Here is a 24,926-nt window from a genome sequence, read left to right on the forward strand (position 1 = left end):
CTCGCTCGCGACAATCATGCCGCCGTGGCGCGGAAAATCCACTTATCCCGGCTGTTCAGTTTTCCCGAACCACCTCTTTAAGCGACCGGCCGAGCCGGTCGAGCCGCCAGACGACCAGCGTGTCGCCCGCGCGCAGGATGTCCTTGAGTTGCGCAAGGCCGGGGCGGGCGGAGGCCGCACCCGACATCTTGTCGACGATCACCCGCTCGCAGCCCGCCGCCTCGAGCGCGTCGCGCTGGAGATCGAGGTTCTGGTCGTAGGTGGAGACTCGCGCGTAACCGATCAGCATGGACGGCAGACCGGGTAGCGCGGTCGGCGGTGCGTGGCCGATGGGCAGGGAACCCGTGTGGGCATGTCGTTTCCTGTCGAAGATTGGCTTACCGTGTTTGCTTACTCGCGGAGCCCTTGTTCCGCAATTGGTTGGGAGGCCGCGCGGCATGGGCAAGCAATCCCTCGTTTGGTTGCCCACGCCGAAAGAGACAGGACGCTCGCATGTGTCATCACTTTCCTGATGACATCGAACGCAGGCTGTCATAGGGACACTCTTGTATAGTCGCGAGGCGAGCCATGTCCCTCACAGTTGACCTCCGGGTTGCCTCCAATGGCCGCCTCGTCCTTCCCAAGGCCATGCGCGATGCCATGGGCCTTCACGGTGACGCCAAGGTCGTGGCGACCATCGACGGCGATGAGGTCAGGCTCACGCCCGTGCACCACGGCGCACGGCGGGCGCAGGAACTATACCGGGCTCACGTGAAGTCCCCACGCAGCGTCGACGACTTCCTGCGCGAGCGCCGGGAGGAGGCGGATCGGGACGAGGGCAGGGCAACCTCCGATGACGTGGACGCTCCCGCTTCGTGACCTCCGTCGTGCTCGATGCCTCCGCGGTGCTGGCCTTTGTGAAAGGCGAGACCGGGGGCGAGGCCGTGTTGCCCTATGTCGGCGGCGCCGCGATCTCCGCCGTGAATCTGCAGGAGGTCGTCAAGGAGTTGCTCCGCGACGGGCTGGAGGTGGAGATTGTTCGAGAGATCGTCGACGGTCTGCGCTTGGCCGTCCATGACCACGACGCCGCGGCGGCTTATGCGGCGGCCGGGCTCCATGCGCAGACCGAGCAATACGGTCGGGGGCTTGGGGATCGGACCTGCTTGGCTCTGGGACTCAGCTTAGGCCTTCCGGTCCTCACCGCCGACCGCGAATGGCGTCGGGTGGAGGTCGAGGGGCTGGTGCTGGAACACATCCGATAGGCACCATCGGCCGGACAGGATGAGTCAGGCTTGAGGCGGTTTGATGTTGCGATAGGGTCTAGACCGCCTAGGGCGGGCGTTCCACGAAGATGTTCAGACCTAAGTGAGACACCCGTTCCCTGACAGTGGACGTTTCATGGAGCCGTCCCGCATGGGTGCACGTTACCGCGACGCCTCCGTTGGTAGGAACAGTCCCCATTCGCTCCTACGCGGCTGGCCAGTCACCTCGAACCCGACTTTCCGATAGGCCGCGATTGCAGGAGCATTGTCAGGATGCGGGTCGACCGCGAGAACAGGGGCACCGGCGGCGAACAACTCGACCATGCGCTGGGCGATGAACGCCGATCCGTGACCGCGATCATGGCTGGATCGCCAATGAACTGATCCGTGCCGCGCGAGCCGGACGGCAGGTAGGCGAAGTGGCGTCCCTCCCATCCGTGGATGTCGTAGTCCTGCATGAAGGCGAAGGCCGTACCGTCCGCCTCCACGATCCGCATCATTACGCGGGGGTCACACAGGTCGTCGGCGGTATAGGAGCCATCTCCCCACCATTCGGCCACGTGTGGCTCTCGCCGCCACGCGTTTAGCAGGTCGAAATCATCGGTCGTGATGGGACGAAAGCGATAGGTCGGCATGAAGCCACGGTAGAACGTTTCTGGCCGGTGGGTCGATTGGCTATGGCCTGCTGGCACGTCGGCGGGCGGGAGCGCCGCACGGCCCGGGAGCCCATGACGGTAAAATTACGACGGACCGCGTCGACGAGATGTGGGATGAGGGGCCAGTCCGCCACCGGTTCCAGGGCGGCCCAGAATGCCATGACCGCCATTGCCACTGGCGAAGGCCAAGCCGCCGTCCTCATCGCCGTCGCCCATTGTTCCGCGGAATGCATGGGCATCCATGCCAGTGCGCGGGCGACCCGCCACGAGGCGCTCGAGCCCCCGGGCCAAACCTTGGGGCAGGCTGTTCCGCCAAGGCGTCCGTCGTAGCTTCGGGGCGGTCGGCAAGGACATCGCGAAGAGCCTCGAAATCCGCCACGATCACGGCAGCCAGTACATGAGCCGCGACTTCCAGCGCGAGCTCCGCTTTCTCGGCGTCGAGAGTTCCCCAGCCTTCGTACGTTCCCCCGAAGGCAACGGCTGCGCCGAGCGGTTTATCAGGACGCTGAAAGAGAACCTGCTCTGGGTCCGCTGGTTCGACACCATCGAGGATCTGCGCCAGGCCCTGCTCGCGTTCCAAAAAACCTACAACGAGCAGTGGCTCACCGAGCGCCATGGCCAACGGTCACCCGCCGCCAATAGACGAGAGCAAACCATGAACATGCAACGCGCCACATAAGCCCAGACCGCTGTCTAAAAACGTGGACCGGTACAGGGGAAAGGGGGCCTCCGACCTTCAGACGCTACGTGCAACAGCGCCACGACGGCCGCGAAGAGGGAACGCGCGCCCTTGCAGCCCGTCCCTCGGCAAATCCAATCGTCGCCGAATGCAGGAGAACCTATGGCGCGGCGGCACGCGCCGGAGACTATCCCCAGTCCAGCCATCGTGTTACACTACGGCAGTTTGGTCGATCGGCTCTGCCAAGCGCCGCAGCGAGCCTAGTCATCCGCTTAATGAGGGGAGCTTTGCTCATGGCCCGCGACGTCACCGTCATTGTCACCCAGCAGCAGGACGCCGGAAATCCGCTCGTCGTCGGCCTGCAGCTTCTGACCGACAAGAAGACTTGGTCGCGGTCGTCCGGGCAGGACGACGACAAGGTCTTCAAGCCGAAGCAGGGGCCCTACCGGACCATAGGCGACATTACCGAGCTGTTGCAGACAGATTCGTCTCAACGCGTCGGGCAACTTAAACCGCTCATTCTCGATACCGTCGCGGACGGGGCGACGGGCCAGGGCGTCTCCGACACGAGCGGCTCGGCCATCGCCTGGGAGGTCAAAGGCATCCTTGAGTTGTGACGATGAGGGCGGTCCTCCGCGTTCGGGCTGTGCTTGGCGCGCTCGGCCTGTCGATCCTGGCGGCGGCTGCCGCGGGCCATGAGGCGCCGGGGAACGACGCGACCCTGTCGCTCGAGGCTCACGTGCCCGCTCCGGCGGAACTTCACTGGAACTGGTTCCGCACCGGCGCGGACCTGCATCGCGGCGCGCTGCAGGCGGCGCTCGAGCCGCTTTTCTTCCAAGACCCAACGACCGGGGACCTAATCCCATGGCTCGCCCGGGACGTCTCCTCCGAAGAGGGGGGACGCGTCCACGACGTGGTGATCCGGCGCGGCGTGCGCTGGTCCGACGGCGCGCGCTTCACGGCGCGCGACGTCGCCTTCAGCATCCAGCTCGCGCTCGATTACGAGGCCCTGTCGGGACCGCATGTCGACGCCATCCGCGCCACGGTCGAGAGCGTGTCTGTAAACGCACCCGACCGCGTACGGATCGTGCTTCGGGCGCCCGACCCGCTCTTCCTTCACCGCCATTTCGCGCCTTGGGACGGGGCAAGCTTCCCGATCGTCGCAGCCCATATCTGGGAGAGTGCGGGCGACCCAGCGGCCTTCAAGCCGTCGTTACCGTTCGGGACAGGACCCTATCGGCTGGAGCGGATGCGCGACGACGGCACGACCGTTTGGACGCGGCGAGACGATTGGTGGGGCACGGCTTCCGGGTGGAGGCGCCTGCCCGATCCGCACCTGCTGGAATGGCGTCCGCCGGTTAAGAGCGGCGATCGACCCGGCCTGCTGGTCGCGGGGGAGCTGGACGTGGCCGTTCCGGTCACGAAGGGAGTGGCGGAAGGGCTCGCCGCGATCGCGCCCCATCTCGGCATCCTGCCGCTCCCGGCGCTGCGCCCGGGCGACGAATGCGGCGTCGACCTCTACGCGACGCTCTCTGATACGCCATTCGCCGGATCGGCTGGACGAGCTGCGATCTCCGATTTGTTGGACCGGGCCTGGCTGTCGCGTCGCGCCGTCGTGACCGGCGCGGCGCCGCCCGATAGCTTCCTGCCGAAGACCGTGCGCGCGGAGGGCACCCGCGCCGCGCTGTCGGGCAAGCTGCTGTCCCCGGCGACACAAGTTGACGCGACCTTGGTGACGCTGCGGGAACTGGGCTGCGAGGCCGCGATAGGCCTCCGCCGCTGCGACGGCAGCATCGGTCCGTCTATGGACGAGGAGGCGCCGTCCGGGACGCATATCGTCCGATGCGAGGGCCAACCGCTCGACTTGGCGCTGACCTACGCATCGAGCGACCCGCTGACCCGCGCCCTCGCGCGCGAGATGCGGACGGCATTCCTGAGCGTCGGCATCTGCCTCGACGCCCAGACGGTGGAGGCCGCGACCCTCGACGACGAGATCGAGGCGGGGATGTCGGGCCTCGCATTGCGCAGGCGCCCCTGCCAGGGGATTGACGAGCCGGGTCAGACCCTCGCGCTCTTCCTGCAGGGCCCGCGGCCGATCGTGGGAGACGAGGCGACGGAGCTCGAAGCCCTGATCGCTTCCCGTCCTGACGATGCGGCGGCAGCGGAAGCCTACGGCCGGCTCGCCCCGCTATTTGCAGCGACGCCGTCCGTGGCCCGTATTGACCTCCTTCCGTTTAGCCGCCTGAACTGGGACGGCTGGGAGGATGCCGCGCCGATCCACGACACGCGATCGCAGCGGACGCACCTGTTGATCCACGCGCTTCGCTGGGCGCGCTGAAGCGCCTTTGTGTCGATAAGGGTTGACTTAACGTCAAACCTGATTCGACTTTCACGATGCTAAGATTGTTAATCTGTCGAATGGCCCGCGCTCTTTGCAGCGCATCTAGAGGGCCAAAGACGGCGGTTTCGGAAGTAGATTGATGGGACCACTGAACCCGTTCGGTCCGGACCTCGAAGGCGACGGGGATGACAATTTCTCGGACGGTCTCCGTCTGACACGCCGCGGCTTTCTCGGCAGCGTCGGCGCCACGGCCGTCGCAACCGCTGCCAAGGCGGATACCCAGGACGACGCGCATGAAGTCGCCCTGCTCTTCGCCTGGAACGCCGACAACTCTGCCGGGGGCGCACGCGTGCTCGACGTGTCGATCGTGACGAGCGGCCCCGCCCCTCCGGACGATCGGAACGAAACGGATGATGGCGGCGGCGACCCCGTCGTCCCGGAGGACGACGTGTCGGAGGAGGCGCCGGACTCCGAATTCGCCGAGATCGCCGATGCGCTGGCCGAGGGTGATCTGCGGACGCGGTTCTGGCGCATCCGTCCGGAGAGCTTCGGAACGGATGCGAAATTCGCGCTCAAGGTCTCGGGCAATCCCGGCGCGCTCCGCTACGACCTGCGCATCGCGGACGCGTCCTACGGGCGCCTCCGGACGACGCCCACGCGGCCGCGCGGCATCACCTTCAGCTTCCAGCAGGTCCGGAAGGACGACCGTCTCCGCTTCGTCCTGACGGCCTTCACCACGATCTGGAGCTCCTCAAACGGCCCGAACAAGATCAACGGGTTTGGCCTCGCGGGAATCGCTGAGCAGGGCGGGCCGGAGGACCTCCTATTCCGCGACTTCATCGAGGGTCGAGCCGGACGCGACCGGCGCCTAGGCATCCAGCTGCCGCTGTCGCGTGTGACGAACACCTTCGTGCTCATGTTCAACGGCCTGATCGGCCGAGCGGACGGGGTGGGCGAGCGGCTCGTCGATCTTCGGTTCGACGCGGCGGCGACGTGGCACGTCGTAGCGCGTGGCAGGGCGATGTCGGCCTTGGCCGGGCAGGTCGACCTGGCCGGCATCCGCGTCTTCTGGCCGGTCGTGCGCGACGCGGCGACGGCGCGCGCAGCGGGGGCGCCGCTCTACGCGGTGGCGGACGTGCTCGAAGACGGCAGTGGAAGCAACGTGCGCGAGATCTCGATTGGGCGGTCGCGGCGTGGGCCCGCCTTGCGCGGTCGCTGCCGGATCGAGAACGGGAGGCTCTTCCTGCGGACGGCTCGCCCGCAGGACGGCGACGGCAACGTCATTCAAGACGGCACGATGCGGGCCGAGGCGGTGCTCTCCGGCATGTGGAGGGACGTCGGCTTCGTCGGCGCCTCGCCCGCCGCCAGCGCCGTCGGCATGCCCGAGATGGTAGGCTCGCTCCTCGAGCGCGTGTCCGCCAAGGCGGCGCCGAGCGACGCGAACCCGGCGCAGGCCGAGGGCTCAATCAGCTTCCAGGCACGCTACTCCGCCAAGAGGAAGGATTTCTCGCGGCTCAACACGGCGCTCGGCGCGATTTCCGCGATGGGGATCCGAGCGGAGCCGGAGAGACCGGAGACCGAGGAGGGGGGCGACGCGGGGGCCGACGAGCCGAGCGCGTCGTTCCCAAAGCGCCGCGGATTTCCGGTCACCGCGCTCTTCGAGTGGGGCAGGGGCGGCGCGACGCGGCGCGACCCCGCCACAAGCCTCATCGACGCCGAGGTCGGGATGGTCGAGGCGGGCGTCCGCCTGCCCGGCGCGGAGTTCAGCCGCCTCACCTTCGAGCCGAGCGCGCTGCGCATCTACTACGCCCCGACGCCGCTGGCGAGCCGCCCCCTCGGCAGCTTCCTCAGCCTGTCGCTCGGGCGGGGCAGGGAGGTCGCGCGGCTCGACCTGGCCCGCGCACGGCTGCGGGCCAGCCGAACCACGACCCTGCTCGCGCTCGGGTTCCGCTTCTCCGACCTGGCGCTGTCCTTCCGCGACGAGCACGTGGAGTTCGTTCGCTACAACACCGCCTGTGAGCTCACGACACGACCGGGTCCCGACGGGCGGCTGGAGCCCCACGACACGCGCCCCGTGATGGTAGTGGAGTTTCCGCCACAGCACCTCTTCGAAGAGGCGCGCTCCGTACAGACGGCGCCGCCGCTGCCCGACGTCAGGCTCGACGCGAAGCTGACGCTCACGCCGGCCGAAGTAGAGGGGAAATGGAAGGTGGATTGCGAGAGGGTCGCCGAGGGGCAGCCGCGGCCCCTCTACAGGGAGACGTGCGACGAGATCGTCCTCTACAGCGACAACCGCGCCCATCTCGCCGACGCGCTCGCCGCCTTGCGCCGCAAGCCGGGGATCGAGGCGGAGAAGTCCGTCCGCATGGAGATTCAGGCGCTCAAATCGGACGATACGGGCCCCTCGCAGGATGCCGACACCGACGAGCGGCGCGCGCGCTTCAGGGAGTTGGTCGAGGAATTGAAGGCGCATCGCTGGGTCGGCTCCCCTCCCGAGGCCCAGAAGCTATACGTCGGCCCCGTGGCGATGGACGTGGACGTGTTCCAGGGCGTCCGAAAGGCCTGGATTGCCCTGTGGCGCAGGGTGGCCGAGGGGTTCGCTTCAGGGCTTCTCGAGGATGCGTTCGACAGGATCGAGGCCGATGCGGGTGGCGACGGCACCGGCGCGACGATCGCGGGCGCGCTGGCGCGGGAGGGCCGAATCGAGTCCGCCGTCCCCAGCTATCAGCGGTTCCGCGACGCCTATCGCGAGGCGATGCTGACCCACGTCCTGACCTCGGGATCGTCTCCGCAGCCGGTCGTGGACTTGGGCACCAAGGCGCCCAGGACGACCGACCCCGTCGACATCGAGTACTTCGCCGATGCCAAGGACGGCGGTCCCGCCTTCGTCACCGACGCCGCCACCCGCTCCGCCCTTCGCGCGCGGCGTGAGGCAATGCTCCTGGTCTTCGTCTCGCAGCTCCAGGACGTCGACAAGAACATCGGGGGGCCGTCACGGGGGCGGCTTTCCGGCGGATCGCGCCTCGCGTTCCGCGTCCGCTGCCGGGACGGGCTCGACGCCGCGCGCGCCGACCGCCGCCTCGACCTCGACCAGCCGGAGGACGCGGCCTCCCGGCTCCCACGCGAGGAGCTGGCCTTCGATCTCGACGCGCTGACGCAGTTCCGCGGCATGGAGCTCGCGGTGATGGCGCGCTCCGAGATCGTTCACGATCCGGGGGAGCTCGGCCAGATCTCCGCCCGACGCCCGCGCGTGGCCGATACGAGCGTTGATGCGATGCTGGAGCGGCTCGACTTCGAGCTGGGCGAGGAGGTCTCCGTCCGGACGCGGCTCTCGGACGTCGCCGGATCGCTGAAGCCGCCCGGTGGGCTCGAAACGTCCATCGAGCTGCCCGCCCGGCTGATGCTGTCGCCGAACCAGACCGCGACCGTTCTGACGCCGCAGAAGTTGCCGGCGGCCTTCCCGTTCGACCATCCGTCCGGCGTCCTGCCTGAGGGCATCCGGGCGCGGCGAACCCAGCCGCTCTGGCAGGCCGAGTTCGTGACGGAGGCCGACGGGCTCGGTCTCGATCCGGGGTTGCGGGCCGTCTGGTCGCCCGACCTCAGGCCCGGCGCGCTCCTGTCGCGCTTTGCGGACGGGGCTGCGGGGGGCGCCACGACCATCGCTCATACGGAACCGCCCGGCGGGCCCTTCGCGCCTTGGGCGCTGAGCCGTCTTCAGGGGCAGGCGACGGGCATGTCCGAAGCCGATCTGAGAAGCTTGACGCATCTTCGCGACGCCGGCGGCAACCTGTTGCCGAAACAGTCGGACGGTGACGTCCTTCCGGAGGAGGTCTGCGCGGCCGATCTCGGCCCGCGGCCCGGCATCCTCCGTCGGTTCTGCGAGCGGCTGGCGCGGCGTAAGGCGGAGGACACCGACCCCGATCCGCAGTTCCGCGCACCGATGGATGCGCGGGACCGGCACCAGATCGTCCTGCTCAGCTCGGCATGGGGCCTGCCGGTGATCGGGCGCCGCAACGCGGGCGGGGTGCTGACGAGCGACTCGAGCCAGTTCGAGGCTTCGTCGCGGAGCGCGCTCTGGGACGTGATGCCAGGCAGCGCCATCTACCGCCCGCGCCCGCTGGAGGTGACGGAGCTATCTCTGTCCGCGCTCGGCGGCACGATCCGTCACGATACCGGCTTCCAGCCGCCTTCCGCGGCACAGTTCTGGCGCGACGGCGAGGCGACGTACGGCTCGCTCAGCCTGGAGCGCTGGCAGCAATGGACAAACATCGGGCGCGACATCTTCACCGAGGTCGTCCACAAGGGCTTCCTGTTCCCGCTCGGCATCCGCGCCTCGCTGGTCAAGGTGACGGAACGAGTCTTCTTCATGGACAAGGCGACGGGGGCGATCACCGCGCCGCTGCGCCAGCGCATCTTCATCCGGGTCGCCAACCCGGTGAAGCTCTTCCCCGCGATCAAGCAGCCGTTCGGCGGCCGCCGCTTCCCGGTGCGGACGCTCAACCTCCTGACGACGGTCACGCCTGACATCGTCGACCCGAACGAGGAGGCGGCCGCGGAGGGCGAGGTCGCCTCGACCGGACGCATCGGGCTCGAAGGGGGTGCGGGCCTCGTCTTCTGGCCGCGGCTGTTCCGGGCGCTGCCGGGCAACCTGCGCTTTGAGATGGATATCGACGGGGTGAAGTGCGACCTGCCGCTGATCTTCGCCGAAAACACCGCGATCGGCAATGAGACGACGTTGGCGGCCTTGGTCGATTATTACAACGATCCCCGGCACGTCGCCGATCCCGACACCGACGCGGCCGCGGATCGCCCCATTAACCCGATCCGTCACATCCGCACGCTCGTCTTCGGCGGCGCGGAACGGCGCTACGCGGAGGAGGTCAAGGCGGGAAGCGCCTCGTTCCAGACCGACCATTGGACGCTCGCGGCCTCGGGAAAGGGGGGGCGGCCGATGGCGAAGGAGGACGGGCCCGAAGGGAAGGTCGAGACGGTCCCCGTCGATAGTCGCGACTTCGAGCTCGAGAGCATCCTCGAGGGCGCGGATCAGCCGCCCTTCTATCCGCTCGTCACGACCGCGCGGATTCATCTGACCCAGGTGGAGCGGCTGGTCGCCAAGGACATACCGCCGGTCCGCGCACAATTCGACGCCCGCTACGTGATCCACGGCCTTTCGCCCGAGGATGACGCCCTTCAGCCGTCGCTGGTGCAGTCCCTGCGACCGAACCCGAACGAGCTGGTCCTCGTCGTCGTCGACCCGCCAAAACTCGACATGGGGGAGAAGGGCGACCAGTCGGGTGGGGTGTTCCGCCCGTCCGGCAAAGTGATTGCGTTGTCGCGCAAGAAGGGCGCCATGACGACGGGTGGGACGCTGGGTTTGAAGCGTCAGCCGCCGCAGACCCTCATCTCCGTCGTGAAGGCCTTCGGCGAGTTCCCGGCGGTGTCGCAGGAGCAGGACGGGATCACGGGCGGGACGCAGACGAGCTCGGGTGCCACGGGCACGGGCGTGCAGAGTTACGAGCCGAACTACGTCGAAGGACCGACCGGCGCGGATGGCGGAGCCGCCCGAGATGGGATCACCGAGATCATCGATGAACTCAGGACGATCTACCAGGAATTCTTCAGCGACGACGCCAGGCTCCTGGGGCTCGTCCCCATCCGCGACCTGATCGCGTTCGTCCAGCGGCTGAACAGCCCCGACGAGGGATTGCCCGACCTGTCAGAGCGGCTGGAGTTCGGCGCGGGCCTCATCGATGACGCGATGGATGCGGTCACCGTCGTCCGCCTGCAGGTCGTGCGGCCCCTGGCCGCCGCCGTGCGGCGCATCCGGACCAGTTGGGATCAGATCGAGGCCAACCTCGCCAACTTGCAGGCGGGCGTTCCGGCCGCGCCGATCACCATCCGCGAGATCTTCCCCGAGCTCGACATCGCGCTGACCAACCTCGACGCCGCGCTCGCCCGCGCAGAGGGGGAGACCGACACGATCCTCTTTGCGCTCGAACTCGGCGGCTGCTACGCGTCCGGGCAGCAATTCCTCGGAGCCCTGCAACGCGCGGCCGCCAACCCGACCGAACGCGTCGAGGACGCGATCTCGAGCCGCTATGCCGAGGCGCTCGGGCTCTTCACCGACCTCCGTGACGGGATCGAGGACCGGATCAGGACGGTCATCACTGATGCGTTCAGGAATATCCCCGGCAACGCCGACGAGGTCCTGACAGAGCAGGTCGAGTCCTTCATCTCCGGCATCTCCGGTGGCGTGCTCGGTCGCGAGATCATCGCCCTGCCGCGCAGCGAAGCCACCTACGATCCCGCGAACCTTGCCGACTTCCAGGGATGCATCGCCGGCATCCTGCCGGTGCGGGCGGATATCGATGCAGTCCTGCAAGCCTTCGCGGGCTGGATCGTCGGGAAGATAGACTTCCGCACGGTGACCTCGGGCCCCCGCTTCGATCCCCGAACCATCGTGGGGGAGTTCCTCGGTTCCGGTCCCGATATCCAGTTTTCCGAGGATCAGAAGATCGCCGAGCTGCTCATGGGAAGCGCGGTCGAGGCGCGCGGCCGGATCGAGGATCTCTTCACGTCGATCGAGCAGGAGATGATCGAGAAGGCCGCCCTCTCCAACCCGATCAAGGCGCAGCTCAAGGCCGAGGCCGGGCGGATCGCGGACAGTCTTACCGCCGGGGCGGGCAGCGTCTTCGAGGAGGTGAACGGCGCGCTGGAGGAGCGGGCGGGGAACAAGGCGGAGCAGATCCGCAACCGCTACATGATATGCACCCTCATCAACCTGGCCGGCGATCCCAATTGCCAGGCGAAGATCGCCGCCGTCGACGCGTCTTGGATCGTCAGCTTCTTCGTCTGGCTCCGCCGCCTCACGCCGACACTGACCCCCGGCGATCTGCCGACTCTGCCGGACGTATTGGTGCCGGACCTCTCCGGCCTGCTCGATCCCGTCATCCGACTCGTGGAGCGCCTCTCCGGGGTGCTGTCGGCCATCGTTGCGGCGGATGCCCGCGCGCTGCTGTCGACGATGCGGGACCTGCTGGAGGAGATCGGCGTCCCGCTGCCGAATGCGGACTGCACGGCACTGGACCCGATCCTGAAAACGATCGACGCGGTCCTCGCCGGTCTGGCCACCACTGCCGACGCGGTCAATCCGCATCCACCGGAATGGACCGGCCCGGCCTGTCCGTTGGAAGGCAGTCAACATGGCATAGAACTCGACGACATCGCGGAGATGAACCAGGGCGAACCGAGCCCCACGGCGTCCGCCTTCACGATCAGGGTCTTCGCCGACAGAGCGCGGGAGCTTCACGCCGCGGACATCACGGACCGGGCCGAAGCACTCGTGACGGCGCTGGAGGACTTCCGTGTCGAGGCCGCCGGCGCCGGTCTCACCGGACCTGCCGAGACGGCCGGGGAGATGCAAGAGCGCATCCGGGCCTCCATCGTCCGAACCGAGGAATGCCTCGACCGACTCTCGCACGAGAGCGGGGCGGCCTATTGCGAGTTCATGCTGACGGGAGAGGCGGTCCGCACCTTTCAGCAGACCCTGAAGGCGGCGCAGGGCCTGGACCTCTGTGACCCGATGGGGCTCGCCAGGCTCCGCGCCCTGCAGCATCTTCCGGGGCATGTGAAGGCGCTCGAGACGCGGCGCGAGGCACTGGTCGCGGCGATGACGACGCTGGCCGCCACGTCGGCCGAGAAGCTGCAAGCCATCCACGCGGCGGCTTTATCCGACGACGCTACGGAGGCCATCGAGCTCCTGCCGTTCGTCCTGGCGGGCGAGGCCCTCGTCTCGGCGAAGTTCGACCCGGCGCCCGACCTGGACGAGGCCGCGTTCCCCTTCATCGAGCCGCTCCGGGATGCACAGAAGGCTCTGGCGGATGCTATGGACGAGGCCGCCGACCCGGTCGGTATCCTGGTCTCGGAGTTGCTGAAGACGCTCTGCGCCATCTTCGACCGGGTCGGGCAGTTCCTGGCCGAAGTCGAGATGCTGGTCGAGGCGGCGGAGACGCAGCTGCGCGCCCTCGAAACACAGTTCGGGACCGGGTCGAACCCATCGGCGCTCGGCACCGAGGTGCTGCGCCTCGTGGCTCGCGTCCGGCAAAGGCTCGACACCGACGGCTTCCTGGCACGGATGCGAGCGCTTTCGGCGGAGCTCGAGACCCTGCGACCGGCCCGCGATGCGGTCTGCAGCGCGCTAACCACGCTCGCCGATCTCGATCCGGCCGTCCTTCCGGCCCTCGTGGACCTGTTCGCGGACCGCCAGGCCCGGAGCGGCGCCGCCTCTTCCGAAGGGAGCCTCGCGATCCGGACGAACGCGATCGCGCGCGACGTGACCGAAGCCCTGTCGCCTCTGCCCGACACGCTCCTGACGGTCATCCAGGAGGGCTCAAGACGGGCAATGAACCAGGCGCTCCTGGCGGCGGCCAACCGTGCCCTCAACGTGACCATCGCGGGCGAGACCATCCCGTCGGTCTACCGGACGCTCGCCGAGAAGCGGGACGGCTTCACCCAGGCCTTCGCGGAACAGCTGCCCGTGGGCGGCGAGGGGGTCGCCGCGCCGTTCACCGTCGCACCGGACTTCGCGCGCTTGGCGATCGGGGAATACGACCCGAAGGAGGGCGACCAGCTTGCGGGCGACGTCGCGTGGCTCAAGGCCATCGCGGAGGAGGTGCCGACCGGCGACGCCGTCGACCCCGCCGCGCGGTTCCTGTCCGAGTTCCTGCGAGAATGGTCGATCGGCGCCCCGACGCCGCTCGTCATCCTCGATCAGCTGGCCAACCTGCTGCAGGACATACTCTCCGGGGACGTGTTCAAGAACATCGACTTCGCCGCAATCCGCGACGAGGTGGAGGACTATCTCCTGAGCCTCGTGCCGACGAAACTCCGAATGGGCTACGACTTCGAGATCGAGCTCGGCAGCGAGGTCGCGGCGGCGACGGCGGGCATCTTCGCGCCGAAGAAGGGCACGCGCCTGGGGATTGACATGCAGATCGTCCTCGACCTTCGCGAAAGCATCGACCGGGGTCGGCCCGAGGTCGCGTTCCGATCCGTCGGCACGCTGGGTCCGTTCGACGTCGCCCTGATCGGGGATTTCTTCGACGCCCTGACGCTCAGCTTCGCGGGCGCGCGCTTCGTCTCCGAAGGCGGCGCGAAATCCGATATCTCCGTCGCCTACAAGGATCACAAGATCGGCAAGAAGCTCGAATTCGTCCAGAAGCTGGAGAAATACCTCGCGCCGAAGGACGGATCGGGCGTAATCCTGCGGTTCAACCCCGACCAGCCGGGCATCGAGGCTGGTTTCCGCCTTCAGCTCGGTGACTTCTCGGTCGGAAACCTCGCCTTCACGAATGTGGGGCTGGAATCCACGGCGATCCTGCCATTCTCGGATCAGGCGGCGCTCTTCAGGGCTTCGCTCTCCAGCCGGGCGAACCCCTTCACGCTCACCTACGCCCCCTACGGGGGAAGCGGGTTCTTCAGCATCCTCGCGAACACCGATGGCATCATCGGGTTCGAGGCGGGGTTCGAGTTCGGCGGCTCGGCCGTGTTCGCCTACGGTCCCCTGAACGGGATCGGACGCCTGATGAGCGGCGTCTACATCCGGCAGTTGCAGCTCAACGGAATGAAGCTGACCGAGATCTCAATGACGTTCTTCGCCGGAGGCTCCGCGTCGATCTGGGTCTTCAGCTTCTCCGCGGCCTTGTCGGTCAAGCTCGGCATGGTCGACGGCGACATGGTCGGCGAGGCGACGTTCAGCTTCAGCTTCTCCATGGGCCTCGCGGATTTCGAGTATTCCATCGAGATCTTCAAGGAGGAGGGCGAGGGTTTCCAGGGGCAGAGCGCGCTCCACGTCCCCCGCCGCCGGCGCTTCGCCGCCCTCGGCGATCCCGGACCTTCGGCCGGAGGCGGCAGGAACCCCTTCGGCGCCGAGGTCACGACCGATGGCACCTGCCAGAGCCGCAACTGGGCGAAGTTCAAGTCGTATTTCGATGACGTGCAACCGCCGGAGGGCTATTTCTGATGGCAATTCGAACAGGCAACGAAGAACCGCCGAAGGCCTATCCGGTCGTCCCCTACATCCGCGTCGTTCCGAACGGCGTGGAGAGCGTCGACGGAGAGCGGCTTCGCCTCCGCGCGACGCTCACGCTCACGCCGTTCTGGACGCACGGGTTGGAGCAGACGGGCTTCGACCTCACCACCTGGCCGAGCGATGTCGCCCGCCTCCTGGGTCCGCCGGGCGAAGACGGACTCACGGATGCGTTCCTCGTCTCCTGCGACGTCATGACGAAGGCCGCCCCCTTCGATCGGAAGCCGCTCGGCACCGCGCCCGAAATCCGGCTCGCCAAGCCGGAGTTCTTCGCCGCGCTGAACGACGCTCGGACGGGGGTCGCCGCGCTTTGGCGCGACTCGATCTGCCCGCCGGAGCGGCGCGGCTCGCCGGTGGACGATGACCTCCGCAAAGCGGCGTGGGACGCGCTCGCCCTCCAGATCAGTCAGACCCTGACCGGCGAGCGGACGCAGGTCGGTCATGCGTTCTGCGAAGGCCACCCCAACGCGGCGGAAGGCGCCGACAAGCTGGGCGCCGATGCGCAATTCGTCAAGCCCGCCCCCGATGGACCCCGGGCCGTCGACGCCCTCCTCGGCATCCCGCATTCGGACGCGGCTCTCGTCCTCGACGCGCAGCGCGCCCGCGAGCTCGCACAATCGCTCGGCGACCGCGGAGCCGAGACCGAGCGCGAGCTGCCCGAGACAGAAGATCCGGTGAATGCCGAGGTCTGGAGCGGCAATCCGACTAAGATAGCCGAGATCGGCGCGGAGGGACCGAATAGCCCCGAGGGCATCCGAGACGCGGCAGAGCACTTCGCATCTGACGCCACGGACGTCGCGCTCTGGGAGGTCGCGTTCGCCACGGCCTACGGCGTCGCGGAAGGGCAGCAGCCGATCTGGCGCGAGACCCATGCCGCCACCCTGCGGGAGGCACGGTCCATCTCGATCGACAGCGCCATCCGCCAACGGAAGATCGCCCGCTTCGTCAAGCTGAGCGAGCAGCTGCACCCCGATCGCATGAGCTCGGCAGAGATCTACGGCAAGGCCCTCGAGGCACTGCGCGATGGCAATCAGATCGAGACCTGCTTGTTCACCTCCGTCAGTCCCGGCGAGGCTGCGAGAGATGGGGCCAAGAAGCTGTCGGATGCGCGTGTGAAATCCGAATTCGGCCTCTGGCCGACCCATGCCGACGACCCGAACGCGCGGGTAACGGCGCCGAATGTCAAGGGCGGACCGGCCCCCACGCTCGATACCGAGGCCAAGGCCAAGGCAAAAGCCATCGCGCGGCAGGCTTATTTTTCGATCGAGGGCAGCCCCGGACAGTCCCGGGTCTTCGGTCTCTCCGTTGATATCCTGATTGACCTCGATCTGAGCGGGCGGGAGGTCGACCCGAGCGGCGGCGTAGATGGGGCAATTCCGTCATTCGTCGCCCTCGGCGCGATCCTGACGACTGGGCCGCGCCTCGACGCGGCCATCCCGGCGCCGATGACGCTCACCCGGCTCACCGACCTCGACCCCCCTGCCGCGCCGCCCGAGGGGGAGGTCGCGGCGTCCTGCACCTTCGGCTGGCCCGCCAGCCGCGGCGAGTATCTCGCCTGGCGCAAGGCGACCGATCCCACGAAGCTGATTCTGCCGTCGCATTGCGTCAGCCAATATGGCGGCGTGATCGTCATGGGCGGGCTGGCCGTAAACGGGGCACGGCTGCCGCGCTACGACATCACTTCGCTCGACGTCGCCAACGCGCTCGAGGCGGAGAAGGCGTGGCTGGAGGCGATCGAGGCCGCGCGCCAGGAGATCGCAAGTGGAGGCGGGGACCGCACCGCTGCGGGTGAGCTTCGCCGCCTGCTGGCCATCGGCCCGGACTACCAGTCGAACGGCCTAACGCTGCTCTGCCGCAGCGCGGTCGCCGATGCCGCGCGGAAGCTGGCGACGTTGACTGCCAAGACCGGTCGGGAGACCTGTGCGGAGCTTGCAGCGGCAGAGGGGCGCGACGTCGTGATCCTCGATGCCGACGACCTGACGAACGGTTTCAGGACCTTCGTCGGCACGATGGAAGCGCAGGACGGAACCACACGCTGGCGGTCCCTCATGGGTCGTTATTTCCGGTACGACCAGTCCGGCGAGGGCGGCAAGCTGGTCGAGACGCTGCTCACCCTCGCGGTCGGTCCCGCCGGATCGCCCGAGCGCATCGCAATCGAGAGCGCGATGAACGCGGTCCCGGCCCGCGACGTGCGCTCCCTCGATAGCAGCGATGCGGGTGGCGGGGCCGTCGGCATCGAGGCCTTCGTCGAGGAGGCCGTCGCCCATTGGGACGGGACGCCGGGTGGCGTTGCCTGCGCCGGCCTGCCCGAGATGGATGAGGCGATCCCCGACGTGATGTGTTTCGGGCGGCGGTCCTTCATTCCAGACCGGCCCGGCCAGGATAGGCCCCCGGCGCTGCGCTACGGCCGACCGTACCGCTTCGCCCTGCAGGCGGTCTATGCGGGCGGTCGGGCGATCGATCCCGACACTGAATTCCCCGAGGAGCGGCTCCCCCGCGATCCCGACGCGGTCGGCTCGGCGGACCGATCAACCGACCTGGAGGCGCGGGGCGACGCGCGCGCGCGGCTGTTCTATCCCTCGCGGGGCCTCGCATCGCATGGCGGCCCCGATGCGCGCGCCTTCGTGCGCGCGCTGCGCCACATCCGGATCGGGGCGCCGACGCTCCTGCTGCCGAAAGGCCATGCGGAGCGACAGAACGGCGCAATGGGCTTCGAGAACGCGGGCCGGATGGTCATCCGGACGATGCGGGACGTCGCGGACGAGCAGGCCGACAGCCGAGATCAGAGCCGCGCGACCCCCGACATCTCGCAGCGCCTCGTCCTTGTGCCGCACCTTCCCCTCGCCACGGCCGCGCGCCATCTGGTGGAGGGCGGCGCGCGCGGCGTTCTCGACCATCGCAACGACAACGGCCCGCCGCCGGGTGCCCTGCCGCGGGTCCGCTACGCCAAGAACAACCTGGGTTTCCCGACGGTGCAGACGCGCTTCGAGACGGGCTTCAACGGCGAGCCATACATCAAGAGCCGTCGCACCATCGAGACCCCCTCGACCGAGACGACGGAGCCGGGAACGGAGAACGCCAGCTCCGTCTTCTGGCATCGGGGCTCCGCCGTCGCGACAGACTACTACCCGGACCCGGCGCCGTCCTTCCTCGTCCTGCGCGCGCGCCACGTCGAGGGGCCGATGGGCCAGCGCCGGACGCTGGAAGGTCGACCGGTCGCCGTCCCGCTCAGGGCTGGTAGCGCCTATCCCGACACGACGCCCGTCCTTCTGACGCTCGCCAAGACGGCGTCCCGGCCGAAGGACGAGCCCCCGACCCAATCCAGCGTGCTGCATTGTAGCGGCACGGTCACCTTCGACGCCAACCGCTCGGACGACGTAAGGCGTGGACGGCGGTTGAGCGCAGAGGGCGTCGAGATCCGGCTCAAGCCGGGCGAGCAGGTCGATATCGAGATGTGGCTCGTCCCGTCCGAATGGCGTCTCGGCCACGACTTCGCCGCCGTGCAGGGCCTGATCCAGTACTTCTGCAATTGCGCCGGTGCCGACGGGCTCTGCGACCTTGGCAAGCTGCGTGCGGGCATCCGGCGATCGAAACTGCCGGCGGCGGTGGAGCGATGCCTTCTCGACGCCCTGCCGGCGGTGGAGACCGGCCTGAGATATATTGGTCCCGGTGGCGACGTCCTGCCCGGCTCCGGCATCATTTGCGCCTTGGCGAAGGCGATGCACGAGGCGATGCTATGCCATCCGCTGCCCGAGATCGCGGCGACGCGACGGGTCACGGCGGTCCACGCCGTGAACGTGCCGAAGGACCGGGCACCCAAGGTCGTCCCCCTCCCGTCCTCCGTCCCGGCCTTCCCCGGCGCGCGCTGCGACGAAGCGGCGGAAGGGCGGCCGGACGCGCCCCTGCCGCTCCGCGCGGTCCGCCCCGAGACGGTCGACGGCCCGGTGCCCGGCTTCAGCGGCGCGGACGCGATCGCCGCCGGCGCCAAGACGGTCGCCCTCAAGGGCGAGGTGGAGGTCGATCTCGCCCGGATCGACACGCTGGAGATCACGGCGAGGACGGTCTCTCCCGAGAGCGCCGTCTTCGACGATCCGAACCGCGGTCGCAGCCTCGCGCATCGCATCGCAGGCACCTGGCCCGAGGCGATCGGCGGCGCGGAACGAGATGGTGCGCGCGACCTGCGCGCGCCCCTGGACATCTTCGGCTTCCGCGTCGCCGAAGACGGGCGCGTCAAACTGAGGGAGGGGACGGTCACGCTGCTCCGGATCGAGGACCTGCCGCTTCCGCAGACGCCAGGCCGGTGGGATAGGATCGCTCTGGAAGACTACTTCCTGTCTCCGGAGAACGCGCGCCTCGCCTCGCTCCGTCACCACTTCCCCGATGGGAAGGCGCGCCGGCTCTCGGTCCGCGTGAACGGCCTAGCCCGGACCGCGGAGTATCTCACGACCGCGGCGCGCGTGGCGATGCGGGGCGATCCCTGGCTCTCCGGCTCCGGCCTCGTCTACGAGCGCGGAGAGCTCGTGCCGGCGGAGCGGCTGCGCCCCGGCCTGATGCGCAACCGTGCCGAAGAGCCGACCGACGTCATCCTTCCCGCCACGATCCGGCCGATGATGGTCGAGACCAAGGCGCCCGTCCCGACGCTGGAGATCGAGGGGACAGGCATCCGCCGGGAGCCGGGTCTCCTAGTCATAGAGCAGACCCGCCGCGCGAGCGTCCGCCTCAGGTTGCGACGTGGCTGGTTCTCTTCCGGGGTGGACGAGCGGCTCGGGATCGTCCTCTGGCCACCCGCGCAGCTGCTCGGCGACCGTGCCGATCTCGCAGCGAACGTCGTCACCCTGCGCGACCCGGCGGATTGTCCCGATCCATGCGGATCGCCTCCCCAAAAAGACCGCGTCATTCCACTCGAGGAATTCTCGGACGAGGATCTTGGGCCTGGGGGAGCCTTCGTCACGCGCCGGGGCACCGACCCGGTTCGGATGTCCAGCACGCCATCGGAGTTCCACGAGACCCAGCTCTTCCTCTCCAAGGAAGCGTTCCCTGACCTATGGCGGCATCCGAACGATCCGGGCAGGGCGGAATACGTGCCTCATGTCGAGATGCCCCTGGCCGATACCGACAGCGGCGGGGAGCGAGATGGGCAGGGCAACGAGACCGACGGGCCGCAAGACGGGCCCGACGGCGAGGCCAAGCTCGACACCACGCCGCCGATGGCCGTCGGCCTTCTGACCTACGAGCCTCGCTTCGACGTCGAGCGGGAGGAATGGTACGCCGACGTCACGCTCCAGCCGGGCCGAAGCGCAGATTCCTTCGTCCGCTTCGGACTCGTCCGCTACCAGACCCATACCCGGCCCGATCTGCGTTGCTCGCGTCCCGTCGTTCAATGGGCACAGCCCTTGGCGGAGCGTCGCGTGCGCGTGATCTACCGTGATGGCGCGCCGCATGTCGAAATCGAGGTCCGGGGGCCCGTCTCCGTCGGGCGCGCCTTCGAGGAGTCGAACCCAGACACCCCGTTCGCAACGCAACTCCAGGAGCGCGATCGCCCGATCCTGCGCGTCACGGCCTTTCACGACGCGACATCGCCTCTCGGCGGCGCGATCCGCGATTGGCTCGACCTCTCGGGGTCGATCGACTGTCCCAACGACCGGATCGCCTGCGCGCACGGCGTCGGCTGTCGTGAATACAGGGCCGAGCTCGACGGGGGCGAGGGGATATGGACCCTCAGGCTTGACATCGACTTCCTCGCGAAACAGGCGTGGCAGGTGAAGCTGGCTCTGGAGGAGATCGAGTACTTCCTGCCCGCGGACTTCGGAGAGCAGGAGCCGCTCGACGACGACGCCTTGAAGATGCTCGACCTCGGAGTCTGGCGCGAGCGCGGTCCGACTTTTTCGAGCATGATCGACCTGAGCCAGTTCAGCCCGGTGATGAATAGCGGCGACTGACGAATTCCGCCTGGCAGGACCGCGCCGCGATCCCTCGAAGGTCCTTTCGACACCGCAATCGATGCGTTACGCTCCGTCATCGTCAAGCCGGCTACTACCGAAGACGGAGTTGCGCGGACCCGTCGTTCCCGCTCCACCCACGCAAAAAAGATGGAGAACCCAATGCAACTGAACCGATTTGGGCTCGCCTCGACCGCAGTCGTCTTCCTCGCCGCGGTCGCCCCGGCTGCAGCGCAAGAGCAAGTCATCGTCACGGGTCACGGCGTCTTCATCGGTTGCCAAGACGCCCGGGCCTATCGAAACGGTCCACTCCTGGACATGCTCGACGGCGCCTTCGCCGCTTACGATCCGCAGTTGGAAGAACGTCTCGCAGCAGTCATCTCCGAATTTCAACGGTACGAAGCGGAAGCGAACGCCGCGATGGCCGCCGCCGGAGAAGAACAGACCCGTAGGATCATAGTCACGGCCGCCAAGTGGGCTGCACTGACGATCATGGATTTGGGACTCGACAACCTACCTGACGAGTTTCTCGATGGTTACACGAACGCCCAGATAGAGACCTTCAAAGCGGTCGTCTCTACGAGCAACTCCATGAAGGGGACGGTGGGCGAGGCCATTGCGACAGGCGAAGGACCGAGTAATTTCCTCTCGGACCAAGCGGCTAGTACCATGCTCGGCATTCTAGGGAGCCGATTGGGTCCTATCGGGACGATTGCGGTGAACGTCGCGCAGGGCAAGATCGAAGTGGTTGCGGAATACATGGATTCCCAACTCGACATTGATTTCTCGAAAGCCGAAGCGGATCAGTTCGCCGACAGCTTGCAGCGCCTGAATGCGAAATCGCAATCGCAGAAGATCGACGAGATCAACGCCGTGAAGACGCAGATCGACGTGGCCTGCGCCACCTGAGAAGCGACGGGGGTCGACGCGCGACCATGCCAGTGGCAATGGCGACGGGAAGCGACGGCCCCGATGCTCTCTCCACTCATCCGAATAGCCTTGCCGAAACGCGCTAGCCCCGTGTCCGCGAGCTCGCTCGCCGGACGCACCGCCTCCGTCGGAGCGCGATCGGGAATTTGGCATTTCGCGTCCAACGATGCGCCTCAGGACGAGACCTCACAGCGAGGACACGGTCCCGCGGCCGAGCCAGGCATTCGTAGAAATACGCACGGTCGGGTTGAAGGCATAGAAATACATAATAGTTCTTACGAGTAGTTGTAAGAATTTGTAGTTTCGGTATCTTACGGACCGTCCTTACCAGATGCGCTGCACCCTTCCGCCCGGTACGGTGTCCAGCGTCTCGTCCTTCGAGACGACCGGCATGGCGCGTTCGAGAGCGGTCGCGACGATGATCCGGTCGAATGGATCGCGATGCGCCCAGGCGAGCCGTCCAGCGAGTTCCATGACGGCCCCGGACGCCGGGATGACCTCGAACCCGTCGGATCGGAGCCGCGTGTCGAGATCGACGGAAAGCAGTTTCTCGACCTCGGGCCATTTGCCGAGCATCGCCTTGCAGGTAATCTCGTAGAGGCTGGCTGCACTCACACAGCGCTCGGTCGCGTCCAAGAGTGCGTCACGCGCCGAACCTGACAGAAGGTCTGGCGCCAGCATCGCCCAGATCAGCACATGCGTGTCGAGGAGCATCAGAGCCCCATGTCGTCGAGTGTCTCCGCGTCGGTGGGTCCGACCATGTGCTCGAGTGATGACGCCCCGCCTGACAGCGATCCCCAAGCACCGAACGGAAACGGCCCTTGGGGCCGCGCCGGTACGCAGGCAATCACAGGCCGACCGTTCCGACAGATCGTCACGGTCTCGCCCCGCTCCACGGCCGCGACGAGCTTAGAGAACTGAGTCTTCGCCTCGTGGATGTTGAACTGCATCGCCGCCTCCAGTGGACTAGAGTTAGTCTAGTGCTCCCCATGACACAAGGATCGGATTGGCGTGCGCGCCCTACAAGGCAGTTAGAGCGACATAGGGCATTACCCACCAGACACTTACGAGTCGAAAACAATCCAAAGCCATGTCTCGTCCATCATTGTCCTCACCAACAGGGCCGTCTTTGCAGTGAAGCCGTCCCTTCCTCCAATCATCGAAGCGGCGGCGGAGTGGATCGACTGGTGCGGCTCCGTCGAACCCGGTCCCCCTGACGCGACGGTGCGATAGACGCCATAACGGGGTCAGCCGTCCCGGCGACGCAATGCAAGAGCTCCCTCGCGATGAGACAAGCGCTATCGAACGCGACGGGCGTCGGCCTGCTTCTCCTCGTCGCTGTCACGATCCTGGTGGAATGGCATCACGGCGGTGCGGCCGTCGCGGCGCAGCCCTACGTCGCGCTGGCCCTGGTCGTCCTGCTCACGCCGCAAGTGCGGCGCGGGCGACAGGCCTTCGTCGCGGTCGCCATGCTCCTGACGGGTGTCCTTGCGCTACGTGCGCCCGATTGGACGACGGCCGTTCGCGCTGGCCTTTCCAATGCGGCGTTCATCTGCGCCTTCTTCTGCGCCCTCGCCGGGCTGCGCAGCGTGGCCGAACGCGCGCCCGCGATCCGACGGGCCGGCCGCTTCCTGGCGGAGCAGCCGCCGGGGCGGCGCTACATCGCCCTCCCCTTCGGCGGACAGGTCTTTGCGCTGGTGCTGAACTACGGGGCGATCGCGCTGCTCGGCGCACTGGCCACGCACAGTACCGACGCCGAGCCCGACCCCTTCCTCCGTCGCCACCGCTCCCGCCGCATGCTGCTGGCCATCCAGCGCGGCTTCACATCGGTGCTGCCATGGTCGCCGATGTCCTTCGCGGTCGCGATCACGACGGCCCTGATCCCAGGCACGAGCTGGGGAGCGATCCTGGTTCCCGGGCTGGTGACAGGCCTTCTGATGACGGGAACGGGCTGGGCGCTCGACACGGCGTTCAGGCCCAAGCTCCCCGGACCGCGCCCCGTTTTGGCGTCGCCGGAGGGCAGCTGGCGGTCGATGTCGCCCCTGCTGACACTGCTTGCCGTCCTCGTCGCGAGCGTCGCGACGCTGCATCTGGCGACGGGCATCCGCGTCGTCGGCATCGTCCTGCTCGTCGTTCCGGCCATCGCGGTCCTCTGGGCGTGGCTGCAGGCTCGCGGCGGGGCGAGCGCGGACGGCGAGGGCACGCACGCGGTCGGCGCCTAGGCGCGTGACCACGTCTTCGCCGAACTCCCCGCCGCGGCGGGCGAGATCGTGCTGTTGATGATGGCCGGCTACATCGGCACCGTCGGCGCCGCGCTCCTGATCCTGGAGGCGGGTCAGGTCGATCTTTCGGGGGTGCCCACGCCGCTTCTGCTGCTGGCGCTGGTCTGGATCCTGCCTGCCGCAGGTCAGATCGGGATGAACCCGATCCTGGCGGCAACGCTTCTCGTGCCGCTGATCCCGCCCGCAGCCCATCTCGGCGTCGCGCCCGCGACGGTGGTCGTGGCGATCACGGCGGGCTGGGCACTGGCCGGCGTAACCTCGCCCTTCACCGCGACGACTGTCCTGACCGCAAGCTTCGGCCGCGTCTCCGCGCTTCATGTGGGCCTCGTATGGAACCGAAGCTACTTTCTTGCGGCCGCGTTCATCGTCTCGACTTGGGTGCTTGTTTTCGCGCACTGGTTCGGGTGAGCAGCCAACTCGGCTGCGCACGCGAACCCCGTGCGCGTTCGCGGTGTCCGCAGTCCGACCCGGCGTGCTGCGGCGGCCTGTTCAGGAGACACGCAGGTCGATGCTAAAGCGAGCATCAGGATGGTGACGACAGCGAGGTAGCGGGCAATAGATGAAAAGAAGGCAATACTGTAAACTGGCGCCACACGAATGACGTCGTTCCCGGATGCGACTTAAACTGCATACTTAATCTACAAAACGTTAGTCTTTTTGATCACCTACTCGGCCTTCCTAAAGCATTTGCCGCGACGCTGCCTCGGCTGACACCCAGCACCTTCGCCTGGCGGCTGACGCTGAGCCTTGCCGTAGGATCGATCATCTTTT

Annotated in this window: 12 protein-coding genes and 2 pseudogenes; 10 read left to right on the forward strand and 4 right to left on the reverse strand. The window is 67.6% G+C overall.

Annotated features, from left to right (window positions below):
• Window positions 1-67 precede the first annotated feature (67 nt).
• Window positions 68-289, reverse strand: a pseudogene (locus Q1B08_RS18650) (recombinase family protein); the annotation flags it as partial.
• A 278-nt stretch (window positions 290-567) separates the two neighbouring features.
• On the opposite strand from Q1B08_RS18650, the gene Q1B08_RS18655 reads away from it, so the two are divergent.
• Together Q1B08_RS18655 and Q1B08_RS18660 are read left to right on the forward strand one after the other, a co-directional pair.
• Window positions 568-858 (forward strand): AbrB/MazE/SpoVT family DNA-binding domain-containing protein, encoded by a 291-nt coding sequence (locus Q1B08_RS18655; RefSeq protein ID WP_299822168.1) that lies wholly within the window; start codon window positions 568-570, stop codon window positions 856-858.
• Entirely contained in the window at window positions 855-1,241 is a 387-nt protein-coding gene (locus tag Q1B08_RS18660; protein ID WP_299822170.1) for a type II toxin-antitoxin system VapC family toxin, read from the forward strand. Before Q1B08_RS18655 ends, Q1B08_RS18660 begins: the two co-directional genes overlap by 4 nt.
• A gap of 221 nt (window positions 1,242-1,462) precedes the next feature.
• Here the strand turns inward: Q1B08_RS18660 and Q1B08_RS18665 are convergent, their stop codons facing one another.
• Window positions 1,463-1,801, reverse strand: coding sequence for a hypothetical protein (locus Q1B08_RS18665; protein WP_299822172.1), 339 nt, complete (start codon window positions 1,799-1,801; stop codon window positions 1,463-1,465).
• Window positions 1,802-1,917: 116 nt separating this feature from the next.
• Between Q1B08_RS18665 and Q1B08_RS18670 the strand changes: the two are divergent.
• The 6 genes and pseudogenes from Q1B08_RS18670 to Q1B08_RS18695 all read left to right on the forward strand — a co-directional run.
• Window positions 1,918-2,576, forward strand: a pseudogene (locus Q1B08_RS18670) (integrase core domain-containing protein); the annotation flags it as partial.
• Between the two features lie 293 nt (window positions 2,577-2,869).
• A complete protein-coding gene (locus Q1B08_RS18675; RefSeq protein WP_299822174.1) occupies window positions 2,870-3,193 on the forward strand; it encodes a hypothetical protein in 324 nt (107 codons plus the stop codon).
• A gap of 2 nt (window positions 3,194-3,195) precedes the next feature.
• Window positions 3,196-4,914: an ABC transporter substrate-binding protein gene (locus tag Q1B08_RS18680; protein ID WP_299822176.1), complete on the forward strand. Its 1,719-nt coding sequence runs from the start codon at window positions 3,196-3,198 to the stop codon at window positions 4,912-4,914.
• A 142-nt stretch (window positions 4,915-5,056) separates the two neighbouring features.
• Window positions 5,057-14,938 carry a hypothetical protein gene (locus Q1B08_RS18685; RefSeq protein WP_299822178.1) on the forward strand — a complete coding sequence of 3,294 codons (9,882 nt, stop codon included), beginning with the start codon at window positions 5,057-5,059 and terminating at the stop codon, window positions 14,936-14,938.
• On the forward strand, window positions 14,938-20,943 hold the full coding sequence (locus Q1B08_RS18690) for a hypothetical protein (protein ID WP_299822180.1): 6,006 nt from the start codon (window positions 14,938-14,940) through the stop codon (window positions 20,941-20,943). The genes Q1B08_RS18685 and Q1B08_RS18690 overlap by 1 nt, the downstream gene beginning before the upstream one ends.
• 162 nt (window positions 20,944-21,105) lie before the next feature.
• On the forward strand, window positions 21,106-21,852 hold the full coding sequence (locus Q1B08_RS18695) for a hypothetical protein (protein ID WP_299822182.1): 747 nt from the start codon (window positions 21,106-21,108) through the stop codon (window positions 21,850-21,852).
• 345 nt (window positions 21,853-22,197) lie between these two features.
• Here Q1B08_RS18695 and Q1B08_RS18700 read toward each other — a convergent pair whose 3' ends face one another.
• Both Q1B08_RS18700 and Q1B08_RS18705 read right to left on the reverse strand, forming a co-directional pair.
• On the reverse strand, window positions 22,198-22,587 hold the full coding sequence (locus Q1B08_RS18700) for a type II toxin-antitoxin system VapC family toxin (protein ID WP_299822184.1): 390 nt from the start codon (window positions 22,585-22,587) through the stop codon (window positions 22,198-22,200).
• Window positions 22,587-22,823: a type II toxin-antitoxin system prevent-host-death family antitoxin gene (locus Q1B08_RS18705; RefSeq protein WP_299822186.1), complete on the reverse strand. Its 237-nt coding sequence runs from the start codon at window positions 22,821-22,823 to the stop codon at window positions 22,587-22,589. The genes Q1B08_RS18700 and Q1B08_RS18705 overlap by 1 nt, the downstream gene beginning before the upstream one ends.
• A 336-nt stretch (window positions 22,824-23,159) precedes the next feature.
• On the opposite strand from Q1B08_RS18705, the gene Q1B08_RS18710 reads away from it, so the two are divergent.
• Together Q1B08_RS18710 and Q1B08_RS18715 are read left to right on the forward strand one after the other, a co-directional pair.
• Complete coding sequence (locus Q1B08_RS18710) at window positions 23,160-24,095, forward strand: hypothetical protein (protein ID WP_299822188.1); 936 nt, start codon at window positions 23,160-23,162, stop codon at window positions 24,093-24,095.
• Between the two features lie 48 nt (window positions 24,096-24,143).
• Window positions 24,144-24,563, forward strand: a complete 420-nt coding sequence (locus Q1B08_RS18715; RefSeq protein ID WP_299822190.1) for a hypothetical protein — start codon at window positions 24,144-24,146, stop codon at window positions 24,561-24,563.
• Window positions 24,564-24,926 lie beyond the last annotated feature (363 nt).

It is taken from the genome of uncultured Jannaschia sp., assembly GCF_947494025.1.
In the GTDB taxonomy this organism is placed as follows: domain Bacteria; phylum Pseudomonadota; class Alphaproteobacteria; order Rhodobacterales; family Rhodobacteraceae; genus Jannaschia.